This is a genomic window from Thermus antranikianii DSM 12462, assembly GCF_000423905.1.
In the GTDB taxonomy this organism is placed as follows: domain Bacteria; phylum Deinococcota; class Deinococci; order Deinococcales; family Thermaceae; genus Thermus; species Thermus antranikianii.
Window position 1 is genome coordinate 1 of record NZ_AUIW01000006.1, and the last position, 15,148, is coordinate 15,148.

A 15,148-nucleotide genomic window follows, 5' to 3' on the forward strand; every position below is an offset into this window, starting at 1 on the left:
TGGGTACAGGATTCGGGGGCCTTCCTGCGGTTCTACGGGTACCCCAAGGTGCTTTGGCCGTACCTGCGGAGCACCAACCTGATGGAGCGGTTTATCCGGGAGCTACGGCGGGGGACGAAGGTGCGGGACCACAAGTTTCCTAAGGAAGAGGCGGTGTACAAGCTTCTTTACCTGGAGTCGGAGAGGCAGGAAGGGAGGTGGGCAGAACGGAAACTAAAGGGGTTCTCGGAGGTGAAGGAGGTGCTGGAGAAGATGCTTCAGGAGCGGTATGCCCCCCGTACACAGACTCTTACACATAACTCTTGACACGACCAGCCCCTCAAGATGGTCTCCACCATCTCCTACGCTAAGGGGGCCGGGAAACTGGTGATGGAAGCCCGGGTGGCCGCCATCGTGGCGAGCCACTTTAACCCCGAGTGGATCGTAAACCTCAAGGAGTCGGGCCAGACCTGGCTGGTGGACTACTCCAATCTGCACAAGAAAGGCCGGCCCCTGCCCATCACCATGATCGACACCGATCTCTTCCTGCACGATGGGGGCTGGGCCCTGAAGCGCTACTTCATCGTGGCGGCCAACGCGTTGAACAAGCTGATCGTAATAGATACCAAGACCCGGGAGTTCGCAGCCGAGGTGGAGGCGGGGGTCAGGCCCCACCCGGGCCGGGGTTCCAACTGGGAGCATCCCACTTACGGGCCGGTTTGGGCCACGGGGAACATCGGTAGCCCCGAGGTGACCGTGGTGGGGGTGGATCCCGAAAAGCATCCCCAGTACGCCTGGAAGGTGGTCAAGCGGATCACCCTGCCCTATACCGGCAACCTCTTCATCAAGACCCACCCCAATAGCCCCTGGGTCATCGTGGACTTCCCCATGAGCCCGAGTCCCCAGGCGGCTGCCAGCCTCTGCGCCATAGACAAGCGCAAGCTGGAGGTGGCCAAGTGCTGGGAGGTGCCGGGAGCCCAGGAGCTGAAGGCCCGCATGGTGCATCCCGAGTTCAACAAGGGTGGGACCGAGATCTGGGTTTCCGCCTGGGGCTCTAAGGACACCCCTACCTTCATCGTGGTCTACGATGCCCTTACCCTCAGGGAAAAGGCCCGCATCACCGGGGACTGGGTGCGCACCCCTACGGGGAAGTTCAACGTGTACAACACCGCTTACGACATCTACTAGCCTGCTGGGGTGAGGGCGGGGAGCGCCCAGGCGCTCCCCGCTTGGCCTTGATCCCGGTCATGGTCGGCAGGGAGTCTTCCGGTTAGCTTGCTCCCATGGAGCGTCCCGAGTTCGCCCAGTACCCGTATCTGGTGGCCTGGGAGGTGACCAACGCCTGCCTCCTTGCCTGCCGCCACTGCCGGGCCTCGGCCATGCCCCACCCCCTGCCTGGGGAGCTTTCCACGGAGGAGGGCTTGAGGCTTATAGAGGAGGTGGCCACCTACCGCCCTAAACCCCTCCTCCTCCTCACCGGGGGAGACCCCCTTGCCCGCCCTGACCTCCTTTTCCTCATCCAAAGGGCCAGGGAGCTGGGGCTTAAGGTGGGCCTCACCCCGGCGGCCACACCCCTTCTCACCCGGGAAAAGGTGTTCCAGCTCAAGGAGGCAGGGGTGACCCGGCTGGCCCTTTCCCTGGACGGGGCAAGCCCGAAAAGCCACGATGCCTTCCGGGGAGAGGAGGGCACCTTTGACCGGACCCTGGCGGCCCTGGAATGGGCCAAGGAAGCGGGGCTTCCCACCCAGGTGAACACCACCGTGACCCGGGAAAACTGGCCGGAGATCCAGGCTCTACCCGATCTCCTGGCGGAGAAGGGGGTGGTCCTTTGGAGCCTTTTCTTCCTGGTGCCCGTGGGACGGGGGGCCTTGTTAAAGCAACTCTCCGCCAGGCAGTTTGAGGAGGTGCTCCACTGGCTTTACGAGGTTTCCCTTTCCTACCCCTTCCATGTAAAGACCACCGAAGCCCACCACTTTCGCCGGGTGGTGTTGGAGAGGCGGAGGGAACTGGGTGCGCAGGACCGGGCCCTGGCGGCGGGAGAAAGCCTCCACCGGGAGTACTTCCAAGACGGTATGGAGCACTCCCGGCTTGGGGTTACGGACGGCAACGGCTTTGTCTTCGTGTCCGCCACCGGGGATGTGGCCCCCTCGGGGTTCTTGCCCGTTTACGCCGGCAACATCCGGGAGAAGTCTCTCCTGGAGATTTACCGGTATAGCTCCCTCTTTCAAGAACTCCGCAATAAGGACCTCCTCAAAGGGAAGTGCGGGGTCTGCGAGTACCGCTTTGTGTGCGGGGGAAGCCGGGCCAGGGCCTGGGCGGAAACCGGGGATTACCTGGCCAGCGAGCCCCGGTGCGTCTATGTGCCCCCGGCTTGGTTGGAGAAGGTGGGCAAAGTTTCCAGCGCAGGATGAGGGCTTGGGCGGGGGTGGGGTGCGGTTAGGCAAGCGGAGGACATTGGAGGGGGAAAGCTCTTTGGCCCACCAGTCCACCCGGGCCTTCTCCTTGCTGAGCCCTCGAGGCCAGAGGCAACCCAGCCACACCCGCACCCCGTCCTCTGGGGAAGCCGGCTCGAAAACGCGCTTTACCCTTAAAGCCATTCCGCCTCCGGGAGGACGCACTCCGGGCACTGGGCTCCTGTGAAGCGCACCCACTCCAGGACTTCCTCCACACCCTCTACCGGCCCCAGGTGGTAGATCTCCAGGAAGGGATCGGCCACCAGCACGCCCTTTTCCGGGATGGCGTGGACCAGGTTGCCGTCCCGGTCCAAGAGGAGGGGCAAGGGGCTTTCGTGGGCTTCTTGGGCGAGGAGGAAGGCCTGGGCCTCGAGGGCCGCAAGCTCTTCCTGGCGGAGGGCCAGGGCCTGGGCCACCCCGGGGTCCCGCAGGAGAACCAGGATCTTCCCCTTAAGGTCCGGCAGGTATACCCTTTCTCCCCCTGGGGTGTGGAGGGTGTAGGGGGGAAGGAGCTTTCTCAAAGCCACCATGCTCCATTCTCGTCTTACCCGCTTGCGCACGAGTGTGAGCTTGTTCCCGGCAGCCCTAGCAGGCTGGCCCCCGGGATCCCCTTGACCCCGGTCATGGACGGGCCAAAGGCCAGGGAGCAGGCTGGGCCTTGGAGGTAGCTATGCCCCACGTGATCTGCGAGCCCTGCATCGGCGTAAAGGACCGGTCCTGCCAGGAGGTCTGCCCCGTGGAGTGCATCTACGATGCCGGGGAGCAGCTTTACATCCACCCCGATGAGTGCATTGACTGCGGGGCCTGCGTGCCCGCCTGCCCGGTGAACGCCATCTTCCCCGAGGAGGATGTTCCCGAGCCGTGGAGGGTCTACATCGAGAAAAACCGCCAGTGGGCCCAGACCCTACCCAACGTGCACGTGTTGGAGGAAAGTTGATGCCGAGCCTAGGGGTGGAGGTGCGCCAGGAGGTTCCCTTCCTGCCCAAGGTGGCCTTTGCTCTCATATCCCTGGCTTCCGTGGGGGGGCGGTGTTTACCGGGCTTCGCCTGGGCCTCATCCCGGTCTTCATCGCCTATCCCCTGTATCGCCGGTGCTCGCCCGTAAGGGGCGTGTACCTTAGGGTGCGGCCTCTTCACCGCCTGGATAACCGTAAAGCCCCTTGTGCCTTGGGCTTGGTCCGGGCTAGGTGAGGTTAAGAAGACCCTTCCCGCAGGTGCAGTATCCCTTGTATCCCCATGTGCTGCCTGCACTTGCGTTGCCCCGTATACTGGGCCAATGGCCGATACATTGGCTCTGCTGCCCTTGTCTAGGTTCCCAGTTTCCTCTGGGATTTGCCGAGCGGGTTAAGGGCTGGCTAAGGGATGGGATATAGCGTTGCCGGAACGCCCACAGCTGCACCGAGGCCTGCCCCAGGGGGATTGACGTGAACCGGCTGATCACGGAGGTGAAGCGGCGGATCCTAGAGGAGGCCATCTGATGGAACCCGAGGTGGTGGTTGTCGGGGGTGGGTTTGCGGGGCTGGCCGCGGCCAGGGTCTTGGCCCGCTTCGGGGTTCCCTACCTCCTCGTGGACGCCAGAAACCACCACCTGTTCCAGCCCCTCCTCTACCAGGTGGCCACCGGTTTTCTGGAGGCCCCTGCCGTGGCCCATCCCTTGAGGTCCCTGGTGAAGGGAGGCCGCTTCCTCCTAGCCCGGGTAGAGGCGGTGGACTTGAAGGGGCGCTACCTGCTGCTGGCCGGTGGGGAAAGGCTTCCCTACCGCCGCCTCATCGTGGCCACGGGGAGCAGGCCTCACCCTCTGGGGATACCCGGGGCCGCAGCCTATACCTACCCTTTGAAGACCCTCGAGGATGCCCTTAGGATCCGGTATGCCCTGCTTTATCGCCTGGAGGAGGCCGCCCGTAGGGGGGCACCCTTCCGGGTCCTGGTGGTGGGAGGCGGGCCCACAGGGGTGGAGCTTGCCGGGGCCATGGCGGAGTTTCTCCGCCACGTGCTTCCCCGGGACTACCCGGAGGTGCCCAAAGCCCAGGTGGCCCTTTTGGAGGCCGGAGAGCGGCTTCTACCCTCCTTTAGTCCAGGCCTTGCCCGCTATGCCCTGGGGGCCCTGGAGCGTCTAGGGGTGGAGGTGCGGTTTGGGGCGAAGGTGGCGGAGGTATTTCCAAGAGGGATCTGTTTGCAGGGTGGGGCCCGCCTGGCGGGGGATCTGATCCTGTGGGCGGTGGGGGTTAAGGGGAATGCCCTCGTGGGTCTCCCTGTGGACCCCAGGGGGCGGGTGCCCACGGATCCCTGCCTGCGGCTTTCCCAACACCCCGAAGTGTACGTGGTGGGGGACCTCAACGGCCTCTCCTGGCCGCAGCTGGCCCCGGTGGCCCTAGAGCAGGGCCGGCATGCCGCCTTTAACCTGGTGCGGACCATGCGGGGAAAGGAGCCCTTGCCCTTCCGCTATCGGGACCGCGGCCAGCTGGCAGTGATCGGGCGTAACCGGGCCGTGGCCCAGATAGGGGACTTGGGGTTTTATGGCCTTCCCGCATGGCTCCTTTGGGCCTTGGTGCACCTTGCCGAACTCGTCGGTTTCCGCAACCGCCTCCTGGTCCTTTTGGATTGGGCCTACACCTATTTCTTTCGGGAGCCAGGGGTACGGGTTCTCCTGGGGGGACCGATGCCCGGCACGTTCCTTGGCGAAGGACCCCTCATCCTTCCAGCTCCGCCTCGGCGTGGGCCAGAAGAGCCGTCTTGAATCTCTGGACGATGCCTTCCGTGGGCCGGTTTTCCTTCAGGGTAGTGAGAAGCTCTGCCAGTAGCTCCCGTACGAGCCCTGGCGCACGAGCTTTTCGTATTGGGCCTGAAAGAAATACCTACCCATCGCCATGGCTTGATGGTGGGGCCGATAGGGGTGTCCTGACCATGACCCAGGTCATGAGGGCCCCGGTGAAGGGAGCCCCCAGCCTTGGAGATGGCTCCAGCTAGCCCGTAGACTCCGCTCCCTCGCGAAGAAGGATGGCCCGTTTCACTTAATCAGCTCCCTTAAAGCCTGAGGATCGGGAACCTCCACCCGCCTTCCCTTAAGCCGAATGAGGCCCTGGCGGTAGAGCTGGCCCAGGTTGCGGGAAACCGCCTCGGGCACGGTTCCCAAAAGGGCGGCGAGCTCCGGGTTGGTGGGCAGGTGGAAGCCCTGCCCTTCCTGGGAAAGCTTCTCCAGGAGGAACTCGCAAAGCCTCTCCCGCACCTCGTGGAAGACCAGGCGGTCCAGAAGGTGCAGAAGCTGCCCCTGGCGGCGGGCCAGGTACCGGATCAAGGCCCGGGCTAAAGGAGGGCGGGCTTCCACCAGCTGGAAGAAGCGTTCCTTGGGAATGGCCAGGACCTGGCTATCCTCCAGGGCCTCGGCGCTGGCGGGGTAGGTGGGCCGGTCCAGGAAGAGGGCCACCTCGGCCAGGACCCGTCCTGGACCTTCCAGGTGGAGCACCACCTGCTTGCGCCCTTCGGGGTCCAGCTTGTACACCTTGATGAGGCCCCTTTCCACCACGAAGAGGGAGCGCACGGGCTCCCCCTCGAGGAAAAGCACCTCCCCCCGCTTTAGCCGCCTGGTCCTGGCCTCGCCTTCCAAGGCCTTGAGGTCCTCGGGGTTCAGGTCTCGGAAGAGGGGAACCTGCTTAAGATCCATTCCTTACCCCTTCAAGAAGCTCAGGCGCCTTTGTGCCTCCTCCAGGAAGGGCTCCAGCTTTAGGGCCCTGGCGTAGGCTTCCTTGGCCACCTCGAGGTAACCCAGGGCCTCAGCCAGCTCCCCCAGGCGCAGGAGGCCGGCAAGGGCCCGGTCCTGCAGGTAGTTTCTTTCCGCCTCCGCCCACTCCCCATAGGGGTCATCCCCGAAGAGGGGGCCCTTGTAGAGGTCCAGGGCCTGCCTTAGCGTTTTAAAGGCGGAAAGCCCGTCCTCGAGGTCAGCCTTGCGCATGAGCTCCTCAAAGCGTTCAAAGTCCAGGAAACGATCCTCGGGAAGCTTCAAGCGGTAGTATTCCCCTTCCCGTTCCACAATGCCGGGCAGGGTTTTGCGCAGGTGATAAACCAGGGTGTAGAGCTCCTGGCGGGCCTTGGCTGGCGGGAGGTCAGGCCAGAGGGTTTCGCAGATATCCTCCACGTAAAGGGCCCGGTCCTTGTTGGCCAGAAGGTACTTGAAAAGCTGGTAGGCTCCAGCCCGCCCAAAGCTTTTGGGAGTGAGTTCTTTCCCCCGATAGCGCAGGCGGAACTGGCCCAGGGCATAGATCTCCAGCTCCGGCGAGCCAGGCTTCTCCTGCGGGTGTAGGGGTGGAAAGAGGAAGGGAGTGGCCAGGCGGGAAAACCAGAGGGTAGGGGCCGCAGGACGGGTGGCGGGCTTGGGGGGACGGGCGTGGAACAGGGTGACCATGGCCACCACCTCCCCCCGGGCCCAAAGGGGCAGACAGGTCCTGGGGCGTCCATGGGCTTCGGGGCAGGGGGGAAGGCCGTTTTTGTAGCCCACCACTTCCCCTTTCCAGGCGGGGCAGTTTTGCATCTCGCACGGGGGGACCAGACCGGCTTCCCACCTCTCCCCGCTTCTGGCCACCACCCGGACCCCGGTGGCCTGGCTTAGGCGGCGGATCTCCCTGAGGAAGGCCAAACGGGCCTCGGAAACCTCGCCCCGGTAGAGGTGCTGGTGAAGGGCCTGTAGGCCTACCTCCCCTAAGCGGGTGAGGAGGGTGTACAGGGTGCTGGCGAAGAGAGGCCCGATGCGGGAGAGGGTTTCCAAGGGCTCCTGGTGGTCCAGGTTCGGATCCCGGGAGGCCAGGTTCAGGACGCCGATGAGCCCTTGGGGAAGCTCTAGGGGGTAGCAGATGTAGGTTTGGTATCCCAGTTGCTTTACCTTCTGGCGCAGGTACCTGGGGTCCTCCCCCAGGGCGTGGGTGAAGAGGGGTTCCCGCTTCAGGGCCACGATGCCGGGGTACCCCTCGCCCAGCTGGAACCAGGGTCGTTCCAGGAAGGCTTCGCGGTGGAGGCCCTCGTAGGCGGTGAGGATCAGGTGGTGGCCCTCGGGGTCGATCAGAAAGAGTTCGGCGGCCTCCATGCCTAGGGCCAGGCGCAGGGCCTTGAGGAACTCCTCCAGGGCACTGGGGAAGTTCTCCGGGCTTTGCAGGAGGTGCTGGGTAAGGCGGGAGAGCTCCAAGAGGAGGTCAGAGGGTTCAGCCCGCTCAGGATGGAGTTCCACCAGAAAGCCTCCCTCCTCCCGGTAGCCCAGGCACCGGAGGCGCCTGCCCTTGAGGAGAAGGGGCGTGCTGGCCCGGTAGGCCCCCCGCCTAAGCTCCCGTTGCACAGGGCACCGGGGGCAAAGGGGGCGGCCAAAGGGATCCTGCCCCTGGACCAGAAGGGCGCAGGGGAGGCCTCCTCCTTCCAAGCCCAAGGAGGGGTCGGCCTCGAGGACCGTGGCCACTCCCTTGGGGTCTAGCCGTAGCCGGGCCAAGGGCTTCATCGCCTCCCAGGATAGGGGGCTTCTTCTAGGACTTATGTCCCAGGGAAGGAAAGTGGGTGCCAGGCTTCCTCCCCAAACTGGAAGCCGGAGGTGAGGATGAAGGGCACGCGGTTCGTTCCCCTGGCCTTGCTCCTGGCTCTTTCCCCAGCGTTTGCCCAGGGGGGGAAGGCCCTTTACGGCCAGTACTGCGCTTCCTGCCATGGTGCAGAGGCACAGGGCATCCCCGGGGCCATTCCCCCCTTGGCGGGGAACCCCAAGGTGCAGGACGAGGCCTATGTGGTGAGGGTGGTGCGGCAGGGGCTTTCTGGCCCCCTGGAGGTGGGTGGGGTGACCTATAGCGGGGTCATGCCCCCCATGCCCCAGGTGTCTGAGGCCCAAGCCCGGGCCATCGCCCAGTATCTCAAGGGTTTATCGGGTACTCAGGCCGGGGCCAAAGCCCCGGCTCCCCAGGTGCAAGGGGATCCCGCTTTAGGCCGGGCTCTATACCTGGGGCAAAAGGCCTTGCAAAACGGCGGGGCCCCTTGCCAGGCCTGCCACACGGTGGCGGGGGTAGGCTTCCTGGGCGGAGGATCCTTGGGCAGGGACCTCACGGACGCCGCCAAGCGCCTGGGGGGCGAGGCGGGGCTTACGGCGATATTGCAGAATCCCGCTTTTCCCGTAATGCGGGAGGCCTACAAGGGGAGGCCCCTCACCGAGGCCGAAGCGGCGGCTCTGGCTGCTTTCCTGGTTCAGGTTTCCAACGAGGTGCCAAGGCCCGCTTCCCTGTATCTGGGCCGGTTCTTGGTGGCGGGATTGGTCCTTTTGGGACTCTTGTTGCTTTACCAGGCCATCCTCTGGCAGCTAAGGCCCAAGAGCCTGGCAGAGCGCATCCAAAGCCAGCTTAGGAGGTAAGCATGAAGGATTGGATCAGGGAAATAGAAAGTCCAGCGGAAAGGAAGTGGGAGGAGTTCTACCGCAACCGGTTCCAGCACGACAAGCGGGTGCGCACCACCCACGGGGTGAACTGCACGGGTTCTTGCTCCTGGGAGGTCTTCGTCAAGGACGGCGTGGTCACCTGGGAGCTTCAGGCCACGGATTACCCGAGCCTCGAGGCGGGCCTTCCCCCCTACGAGCCCAGGGGTTGCCAGCGGGGCATCAGCTTCAGCTGGTACCTCTATAGCCCCATCCGGGTGAAGTACCCCTACGCCAGGGGGGCTCTTTTGGACCTCTGGCGGGAGGCCAAAAAGCAGCATCCCGACCCCGTGGCTGCCTGGGAGGCCATCCAGAGCGATCCTCATAAGCGCAAGCGCTACCAGAAGGCCCGCGGAAAGGGAGGCTTCAGGCGGGTGAGCTGGGACGAGGTCCTGGAGCTCATCGCCGCCGCCGTGGTTTCCACGGTGAAGCGCTACGGGCCGGACCGGGTCATCGGCTTTTCCCCCATCCCGGCCATGAGCCAGATCTCCTACGCCGCCGGAAGCCGCTTCCTCTCCCTCTTGGGCGGCGTGCCCATGAGCTTCTACGACTGGTACTGCGACCTGCCCAACGCCTCCCCCGAGATCTGGGGGGAACAGACGGACGTTCACGAGTCCGCCGACTGGTACAACGCCCGCTTCATCGCGGTGATGGGCTCCAACCTCAACATGACCCGCACCCCGGACACCCATTTCATTTCCGAGGTGCGGCATGCGGGGGCCAAGCTCACCGTCTTTAGCCCCGACTTCTCCCAGGTTTCCAAGTACGCCGACTGGTGGATTCCCATCCATCCCGGCCAGGATGGGGCCTTCTGGATGGCGGTGAACCATGTCCTCCTCAAGGAGTACTACGCCGAGCGGGAGGTGCCCTACTTCCTGGACTACCTGAAGCGGTACACCGACGCCCCCTTCCTGATCGAGATCCGGGATGGCCGCCCCGGGCGCTACCTCAGGGCTAACCGCCTCTCGGAGTACGCCGAGGAGGAGAACGGGGACTTCAAGCTCCTCCTCTGGGATGAGGAGAAAGGCCCCAGGATGCCCGGAGGGACCCTCGGCTTCCGCTGGCAGAAGGAGAAGGGCAAGTGGAACCTGAAGCTGGAAGACCCGAGAACCGGCGAGCCCTTAAACCCCCGGCTTAGCCTCCTGGGGGCGGAGGACGAGGTCCTTCTTGTGGAGTTTGACGACTTCTCCTCCGACCAAAAGCTCAAGCGGGGCGTGCCCGTCAAGTACGTGGTGACCAAGGAGGGGGAAAAGGTAGCGGTGGCCACGGTCTTTGACCTCCTCATGGCCCAGTTCGGGGTGGGGCGGGGTCTTCCGGGGGATTACCCCAGGGATTACGGGGATGAACTGCCCTATACCCCTGCCTGGCAGGAGAAGTGGACCGGGATCCACCGGGATACCCTCCTTAAGTACGCCCGCTCCTGGGCGGAAAACGGCCTCAAGACCAAGGGGAAAAACCTCATCATCATCGGAGCGGGCATCAACCACTGGTACCACAACAACCTCATGTACCGGGCGGGGATCGTGGCTTTGATGCTCACGGGAAGTGTGGGGGTGAACGGCGGGGGCCTGGCCCACTACGTGGGGCAGGAGAAGCTGGCCAATCAGGCTTCTTGGGGTCCCATTGCCTTCGCCACCGACTGGGGCTACCCCCCCAGGCAGCAGAACACCCCGAGCTTCCACTACGTTCACTCCGACCAGTGGCGCTACGAGCGGGGCTTTTCCGCGTACGACAAGACGGCAGCCGGCCTAACGGACCACACCATAGACCACCAGGTCCGGGCGGTGCGCAAGGGGTGGCTTCCCTTCTTCCCCCAGTTCAACAAGAGCCCTCTGGAGGTGGTCAAGGAGGCGGAAGCCAGGGGAGCCAAGACCGAAGAGGAAATCATCCAGTACGTGGTGGAGGCCCTTAAGCGGGGGGAGCTGAGGTTCGCGGTGGAGGACCCCGACGCTCCTGAGAACTGGCCCAGGGTCTGGTTCATCTGGCGGGGGAACGCCATCGGTACCAGCGCCAAGGGGCACGAGTACTTCCTGAAGCACTACCTGGGCACCCACACCAACGCCGTGGCCGAGGAAAAGGCCGAGGGGCAGGTACAGGAGGTGGTCTATCGCAAGCCGGCCCCCGAGGGGAAGCTGGATTTGGTGGTGAATCTCAACTTCCGCATGGATACCAGCGCCCTCTACTCCGACATCGTCCTCCCCGCCGCCACCTGGTACGAGAAGGACGACATCAACACCACCGACCTTCACACCTTCATCAACCCCCTGCAGGCGGCCGTGCCCCCCGCTTGGGAATCCAAGCCCGACTGGGATATCTTCAAGGCCATTGCCAAGAAGGTCTCGGAACTGGCACAGGTGCACCTGCCCAACCCGGTGAAGGACCTGGTCATGATCCCCTTGCAGCACGACACCCCGGACGAGCTGGCCCAGGCTGAGGACCTGGACTGGAAGAAAGGGGAAGTAGAGCCCATTCCCGGCAAGACCATGCCCAAGTTCCGGGTGGTGGAGCGGGACTACACCAAGCTTTACGAGAAGATGGTCACCCTGGGGCCGGTGGTGGAGAAGGCGGGAGTGGGGATGCACGGCCTTACCATCCCCGTGGAGGACTTCTACAAGGAGCTGGCCGAGCGCCAGCCCCGGCTCTTCCAGGGGGAGAAGCGGCCGAGCCTCGAGGAGGCCCGCCAGGTGGCCGAGGCCATCCTCCTTCTGGACCCGGTTTCCAACGGGGAACTGGCTTACCGGGCCTTCTTGGACGAGGAGAAGAAGACCGGGGTCAGGCTCACGGACCTAGCCGAGGGCAACCGCCACGTGCGCATCTCCTTCAAGGACCTGGTGGCCCAGCCCCGCCGCCAGCTCACCACCCCCACCTGGAGCGCCATCATCAACCAGGGCCGGGCCTACAGCCCCTACACCTTAAACGTGGAGCGCCTCATTCCCTGGCGCACCCTTACGGGGAGGCAGCACTTCTACCTGGACCACCCCAACTACCTGGCTTGGGGTGAACACCTTCCCACCTACAAGCCGCGGCCGGACGTTCTCATGCTCCAGGAAACGGAAAAGAGCGCCCTCGAGGCCCAGGGCAAGCTCCTCAACTACATCACCCCCCACGGGAAGTGGTCCATCCACTCCACCTACTCGGAGAACCACCGCATGATGACCCTTTCCCGGGGAGGCTACCCGGTTTGGCTCAACGACAAGGATGCCGCGGAGCTGGGCATCAAGGACAACGACTGGGTGGAGCTTTTCAACGATAACGGCGTTTTCGTGCAGAGGGCCATCGTCTCCGCCCGCATCCCCAGGGGAACCGTCTTCGTGTACCACGCCACCGAGCGCACGGTGGGCATTCCCAAGAGCCCCTTAAGGGGCAAGCGGGCCGGCATGAACAACTCCATCACCCGCGCCCGCCTCAAGCCCGTTTTGATGTCCGGGGGCTATGCCCAGTTCACCTACGCCTTCAACTACTGGGGGCCGGTGGGGGTGAACCGGGACACCTGGGTCTTCGTGCGCAAGCTGGAAAGGCCCCCGGAGTGGTGAGAAAGGAGGAACGCCATGAAGGTTAGAGCCCACATGTCCATGCTCTTCCACCTGGACAAGTGCATCGGCTGCCACACCTGCTCCATTGCCTGCAAGAACCTCTGGACCGACCGCAAGGGTGCGGAGTACATGTGGTGGAACAACGTGGAAACCCGGCCCGGTGCCGGCTACCCCACGGGTTGGGAGGACCAGGAGCGCTTCCAGGGGGGTTGGAGGTACCAGGACGGCCACCTGGACCTCCGCCTGCACTCCCGCACCCAGGGGCTAGCCCGCCTCTTCTTCAACCCCGCCTTGCCTTCCCTGGACGACTACTACGAACCCTACACCTTCCGGTACAACGACCTCTTCACCAGCCCGGAAGGGGAGGATCAGCCCACCGCCATCCCCATCTCCATGATCACGGGGGAGCCCATGACCCCAGAGGCCGGGCCCAACTGGGACGACGACCTTGGGGGAAGCCCCCTCTACGCCGCCAACGATCCCAACCTGAAGGGGCTGGACCCCGAGGTGCAGGCCCAGCTTTCCGAGATCGAGGGGGTGGTGTTTCAGTACCTGCCCCGCATCTGCAACCACTGCCTGAACCCGGCTTGCGTGGCCGCCTGCCCTTCCGGGGCCATCTACAAGCGGGCGGAGGACGGGGTGGTGTTGGTCAACGAGAACAAGTGCAAGGCCTGGAGGATGTGCGTGGCCGCCTGCCCCTACAAGAAGGTCTACTACAACTGGGCCACGGGGAAGAGCGAGAAGTGCATCCTCTGCTTCCCCCGGCTGGAAACCGGCCAGGCCCCGGCCTGCGCCCACTCTTGCGTGGGGCGGATCCGCTACATGGGGGTGCTTCTTTACGATGCCGACCGCATCCCCGAGGCGGCCATGGTGCCCGATGACCGGCTGGTGGAGTCCCAGCTTGGGATCATCCTGGATCCCTTTGACCCCGAGGTCATCGCCGCCGCCAAGGCTGAGGGGATTGACGAGGGTTGGATTAAGGCCGCTCAGAACTCCCCCATTTACAAGTTCGTGAAGGTCTGGGGGTTGGCCTTCCCCCTGCACCCCGAGTACCGCACCCTGGCCATGATGTTCTATGTCCCGCCTCTTTCCCCGGTGGTGTCCACCTTGGAGAAGGCCTTAAGGGCTAGCCAGGAGAATGGGGGGCTGGTGCGCCTGGATATCCCCGAGACCGACTTGGACTTTGAGGTGTACGAGAGCCTGGAAAAGGCGAGGATGCCGGTGAAGTACCTGGCCAACCTCTTCACAGCCGGCAATGAAAGCCTTATCGTGCCCGCCCTTAAGAAGATGCTGGCGGTGCGCATCCTGAAAAGGCAGGAAAGCCTGGAAGGCGGCGTGACGGAGAAGGCGCAGAGGGTCTTGCGGGATGCCGGGCTCACCCTCGAGGAGGCCGAGGCCATCTACCGCCTCACCGCCCTCCCCACCCTGGAGGAGCGCTTCGTGTTGCCCCCTTACCACCGGGAGATGGCGGCGGAGGTGTGGAAGGATCCCTTGGCCCACAAGGGGGAGACGGGCTTCGGCTACATCCAGCCGCCCTTGAGGGGGGAGTAGGAGGAAGCCATGGGCAACGCCACCCTTTTGGAAACCCTGGCCCTGGCCCTGGATTACCCCATGCCGGGGCGCTTGGAGGAACTCTGGCGGCGCTGGATCGCCTGCCCCCGGGGGCCTGCCAAGCAGAAGTTGGAGCGCTTTTTGCGCCAGGTGGAGGAGCTTTCCCTGGGGGAGTGGGAGGAGCTTTACACCCGTACCCTGGACCTCACCCCCACCACCGCCCCCTATGTGGGCTTTGCCGTCTACGGGGAAAGCTACCAGCGGGGAGAGCTCCTGGCCGCTTTGGTGCGGGCCTTCCGGGAGATCAACCTGGACCCGGGAAGCGAGCTTCCCGACCACCTGGCCAACGTCCTCCGCTACCTGGCCCGCTCGGAAAACCCCCTTCCCGAGCTCTTGGAGATCCTGCCCAAGGCCCTCCATGAGATGCACAAGACCCTCAAGACCCTGGACGCCAAGAACCCTTACCTCCTGGTCCTCGAGGGGGTCCAGGAGGCCTTGCAGGGAGTGTTGGCAGGGAGGTGAAGGATGAACTGGAACACCCTTCTCTTTGGCGTCTTCCCCTACATCGCCCTCACCCTGGCGGTGGCGGTCACCGCCTACCGCATGGCCTACAGGCCCTTTTCCATCTCCGCCCAGTCCAGCCAGCTTCTGGAGCAAAAGCGCCTTTTCTTCGGCTCCATCGCCATGCACTGGGGGCTGGTCCTGGTCCTTTTGGGCCACCTTCTGGCCCTTTTAATCCCCAAGGGGCTTCTCCTCTGGAACGCCGTTCCTTTGAGGCTTTACCTCTTGGAGATCACCGGGCTCGGCCTGGGGCTTTGGGCCCTGGTGGGCACCTACGTGCTCCTGGCCCGAAGGGTTTCCGTGGCCCGGGTGCGGGCGGCTTCCACCTCCATGGACTATGTGGTCCTGGTGGTGATCTTCGTATCCGTCCTTTCCGGCGTCCTCACCGCCCTCTTTTACCGCTACGGAAGCTACTGGTTCCCCGCGGTCATGACCCCCTACCTCTGGTCCATCCTTACCCTGCAACCCAGGCCGGAACTCATCGCCGACCTGCCCTTCTGGATCCAGCTCCACGTCTTTAACTTCTGGGTCTTTCTGGCGGTATTCCCCTTCTCCCGGCTGGTCCACATCATCACGGTGCCCTTGGGCTACGTGGTGAGGCCTTGGCAGATCGTCATCTGGGTGCGCAAGCTGGCGAGGTGAACT

At 64.2% G+C, this 15,148-nt stretch carries 13 protein-coding genes and 1 pseudogene; 10 read left to right on the forward strand and 4 right to left on the reverse strand.

The annotated features are described in order from the left end of the window. From G584_RS12010 to G584_RS0106520, 3 genes are all read left to right on the forward strand, one after another. On the forward strand, window positions 1-306 hold a 306-nt coding region (locus tag G584_RS12010; RefSeq protein WP_038050833.1), incomplete at its 5' end, for a transposase. 18 nt (window positions 307-324) lie between these two features. Continuing rightward, window positions 325-1,167 carry a cytochrome D1 domain-containing protein gene (locus G584_RS12015; protein WP_245563342.1) on the forward strand — a complete coding sequence of 281 codons (843 nt, stop codon included), beginning with the start codon at window positions 325-327 and terminating at the stop codon, window positions 1,165-1,167. Window positions 1,168-1,262: 95 nt separating this feature from the next. Beyond that, the gene (locus tag G584_RS0106520; protein ID WP_028493900.1) at window positions 1,263-2,390 is read left to right on the forward strand and encodes a TIGR04053 family radical SAM/SPASM domain-containing protein; all 1,128 of its coding nucleotides are present in this window, start codon (window positions 1,263-1,265) and stop codon (window positions 2,388-2,390) included. Window positions 2,391-2,417: 27 nt separating this feature from the next. Here G584_RS0106520 and G584_RS13145 read toward each other — a convergent pair. Both G584_RS13145 and G584_RS0106525 read right to left on the reverse strand, forming a co-directional pair. Continuing rightward, window positions 2,418-2,576 (reverse strand): annotated as a pseudogene (locus G584_RS13145) (DUF488 domain-containing protein); the annotation flags it as partial. After that, window positions 2,567-2,962, reverse strand: a complete 396-nt coding sequence (locus tag G584_RS0106525) for a hypothetical protein (RefSeq protein ID WP_028493901.1) — start codon at window positions 2,960-2,962, stop codon at window positions 2,567-2,569. The gene G584_RS0106525 and the pseudogene G584_RS13145, both read right to left, overlap by 10 nt. Before the next feature lie 140 nt (window positions 2,963-3,102). Here G584_RS0106525 and G584_RS0106530 point away from each other — a divergent pair, with 140 nt between their 5' ends. Then, entirely contained in the window at window positions 3,103-3,369 is a 267-nt protein-coding gene (locus tag G584_RS0106530; RefSeq protein WP_038050835.1) for an indolepyruvate ferredoxin oxidoreductase subunit alpha, read from the forward strand. Between the two features lie 539 nt (window positions 3,370-3,908). Next, on the forward strand, window positions 3,909-5,168 hold the full coding sequence (locus G584_RS12020; RefSeq protein ID WP_083964867.1) for an NAD(P)/FAD-dependent oxidoreductase: 1,260 nt from the start codon (window positions 3,909-3,911) through the stop codon (window positions 5,166-5,168). Window positions 5,169-5,438: 270 nt separating this feature from the next. Here G584_RS12020 and G584_RS0106540 read toward each other — a convergent pair whose 3' ends face one another. Further along, window positions 5,439-6,092 carry a Crp/Fnr family transcriptional regulator gene (locus tag G584_RS0106540; RefSeq protein WP_028493903.1) on the reverse strand — a complete coding sequence of 218 codons (654 nt, stop codon included), beginning with the start codon at window positions 6,090-6,092 and terminating at the stop codon, window positions 5,439-5,441. 3 nt (window positions 6,093-6,095) lie between these two features. Then, entirely contained in the window at window positions 6,096-7,907 is a 1,812-nt protein-coding gene (locus G584_RS0106545; protein ID WP_028493904.1) for an AfsR/SARP family transcriptional regulator, read from the reverse strand. 96 nt (window positions 7,908-8,003) lie between these two features. Between G584_RS0106545 and G584_RS0106550 the strand changes: the two genes are divergently transcribed. The 5 genes from G584_RS0106550 to narI are packed head-to-tail and all read left to right on the forward strand — an operon-like array spanning window position 8,004 to window position 15,145. Continuing rightward, window positions 8,004-8,798, forward strand: coding sequence for a c-type cytochrome (locus G584_RS0106550; protein WP_028493905.1), 795 nt, complete (start codon window positions 8,004-8,006; stop codon window positions 8,796-8,798). A gap of 2 nt (window positions 8,799-8,800) precedes the next feature. After that, window positions 8,801-12,391, forward strand: a complete 3,591-nt coding sequence (locus G584_RS0106555) for a nitrate reductase subunit alpha (RefSeq protein WP_028493906.1) — start codon at window positions 8,801-8,803, stop codon at window positions 12,389-12,391. 15 nt (window positions 12,392-12,406) lie between these two features. Continuing rightward, the gene (gene narH / locus G584_RS0106560; RefSeq protein ID WP_028493907.1) at window positions 12,407-13,942 is read left to right on the forward strand and encodes a nitrate reductase subunit beta; all 1,536 of its coding nucleotides are present in this window, start codon (window positions 12,407-12,409) and stop codon (window positions 13,940-13,942) included. Between the two features lie 9 nt (window positions 13,943-13,951). Then, window positions 13,952-14,464, forward strand: a complete 513-nt coding sequence (locus G584_RS0106565; RefSeq protein ID WP_028493908.1) for a nitrate reductase molybdenum cofactor assembly chaperone — start codon at window positions 13,952-13,954, stop codon at window positions 14,462-14,464. Window positions 14,465-14,467: 3 nt separating this feature from the next. Then, window positions 14,468-15,145, forward strand: a complete 678-nt coding sequence (narI, locus tag G584_RS0106570; RefSeq protein ID WP_028493909.1) for a respiratory nitrate reductase subunit gamma — start codon at window positions 14,468-14,470, stop codon at window positions 15,143-15,145. Window positions 15,146-15,148: the final 3 nt, after the last annotated feature.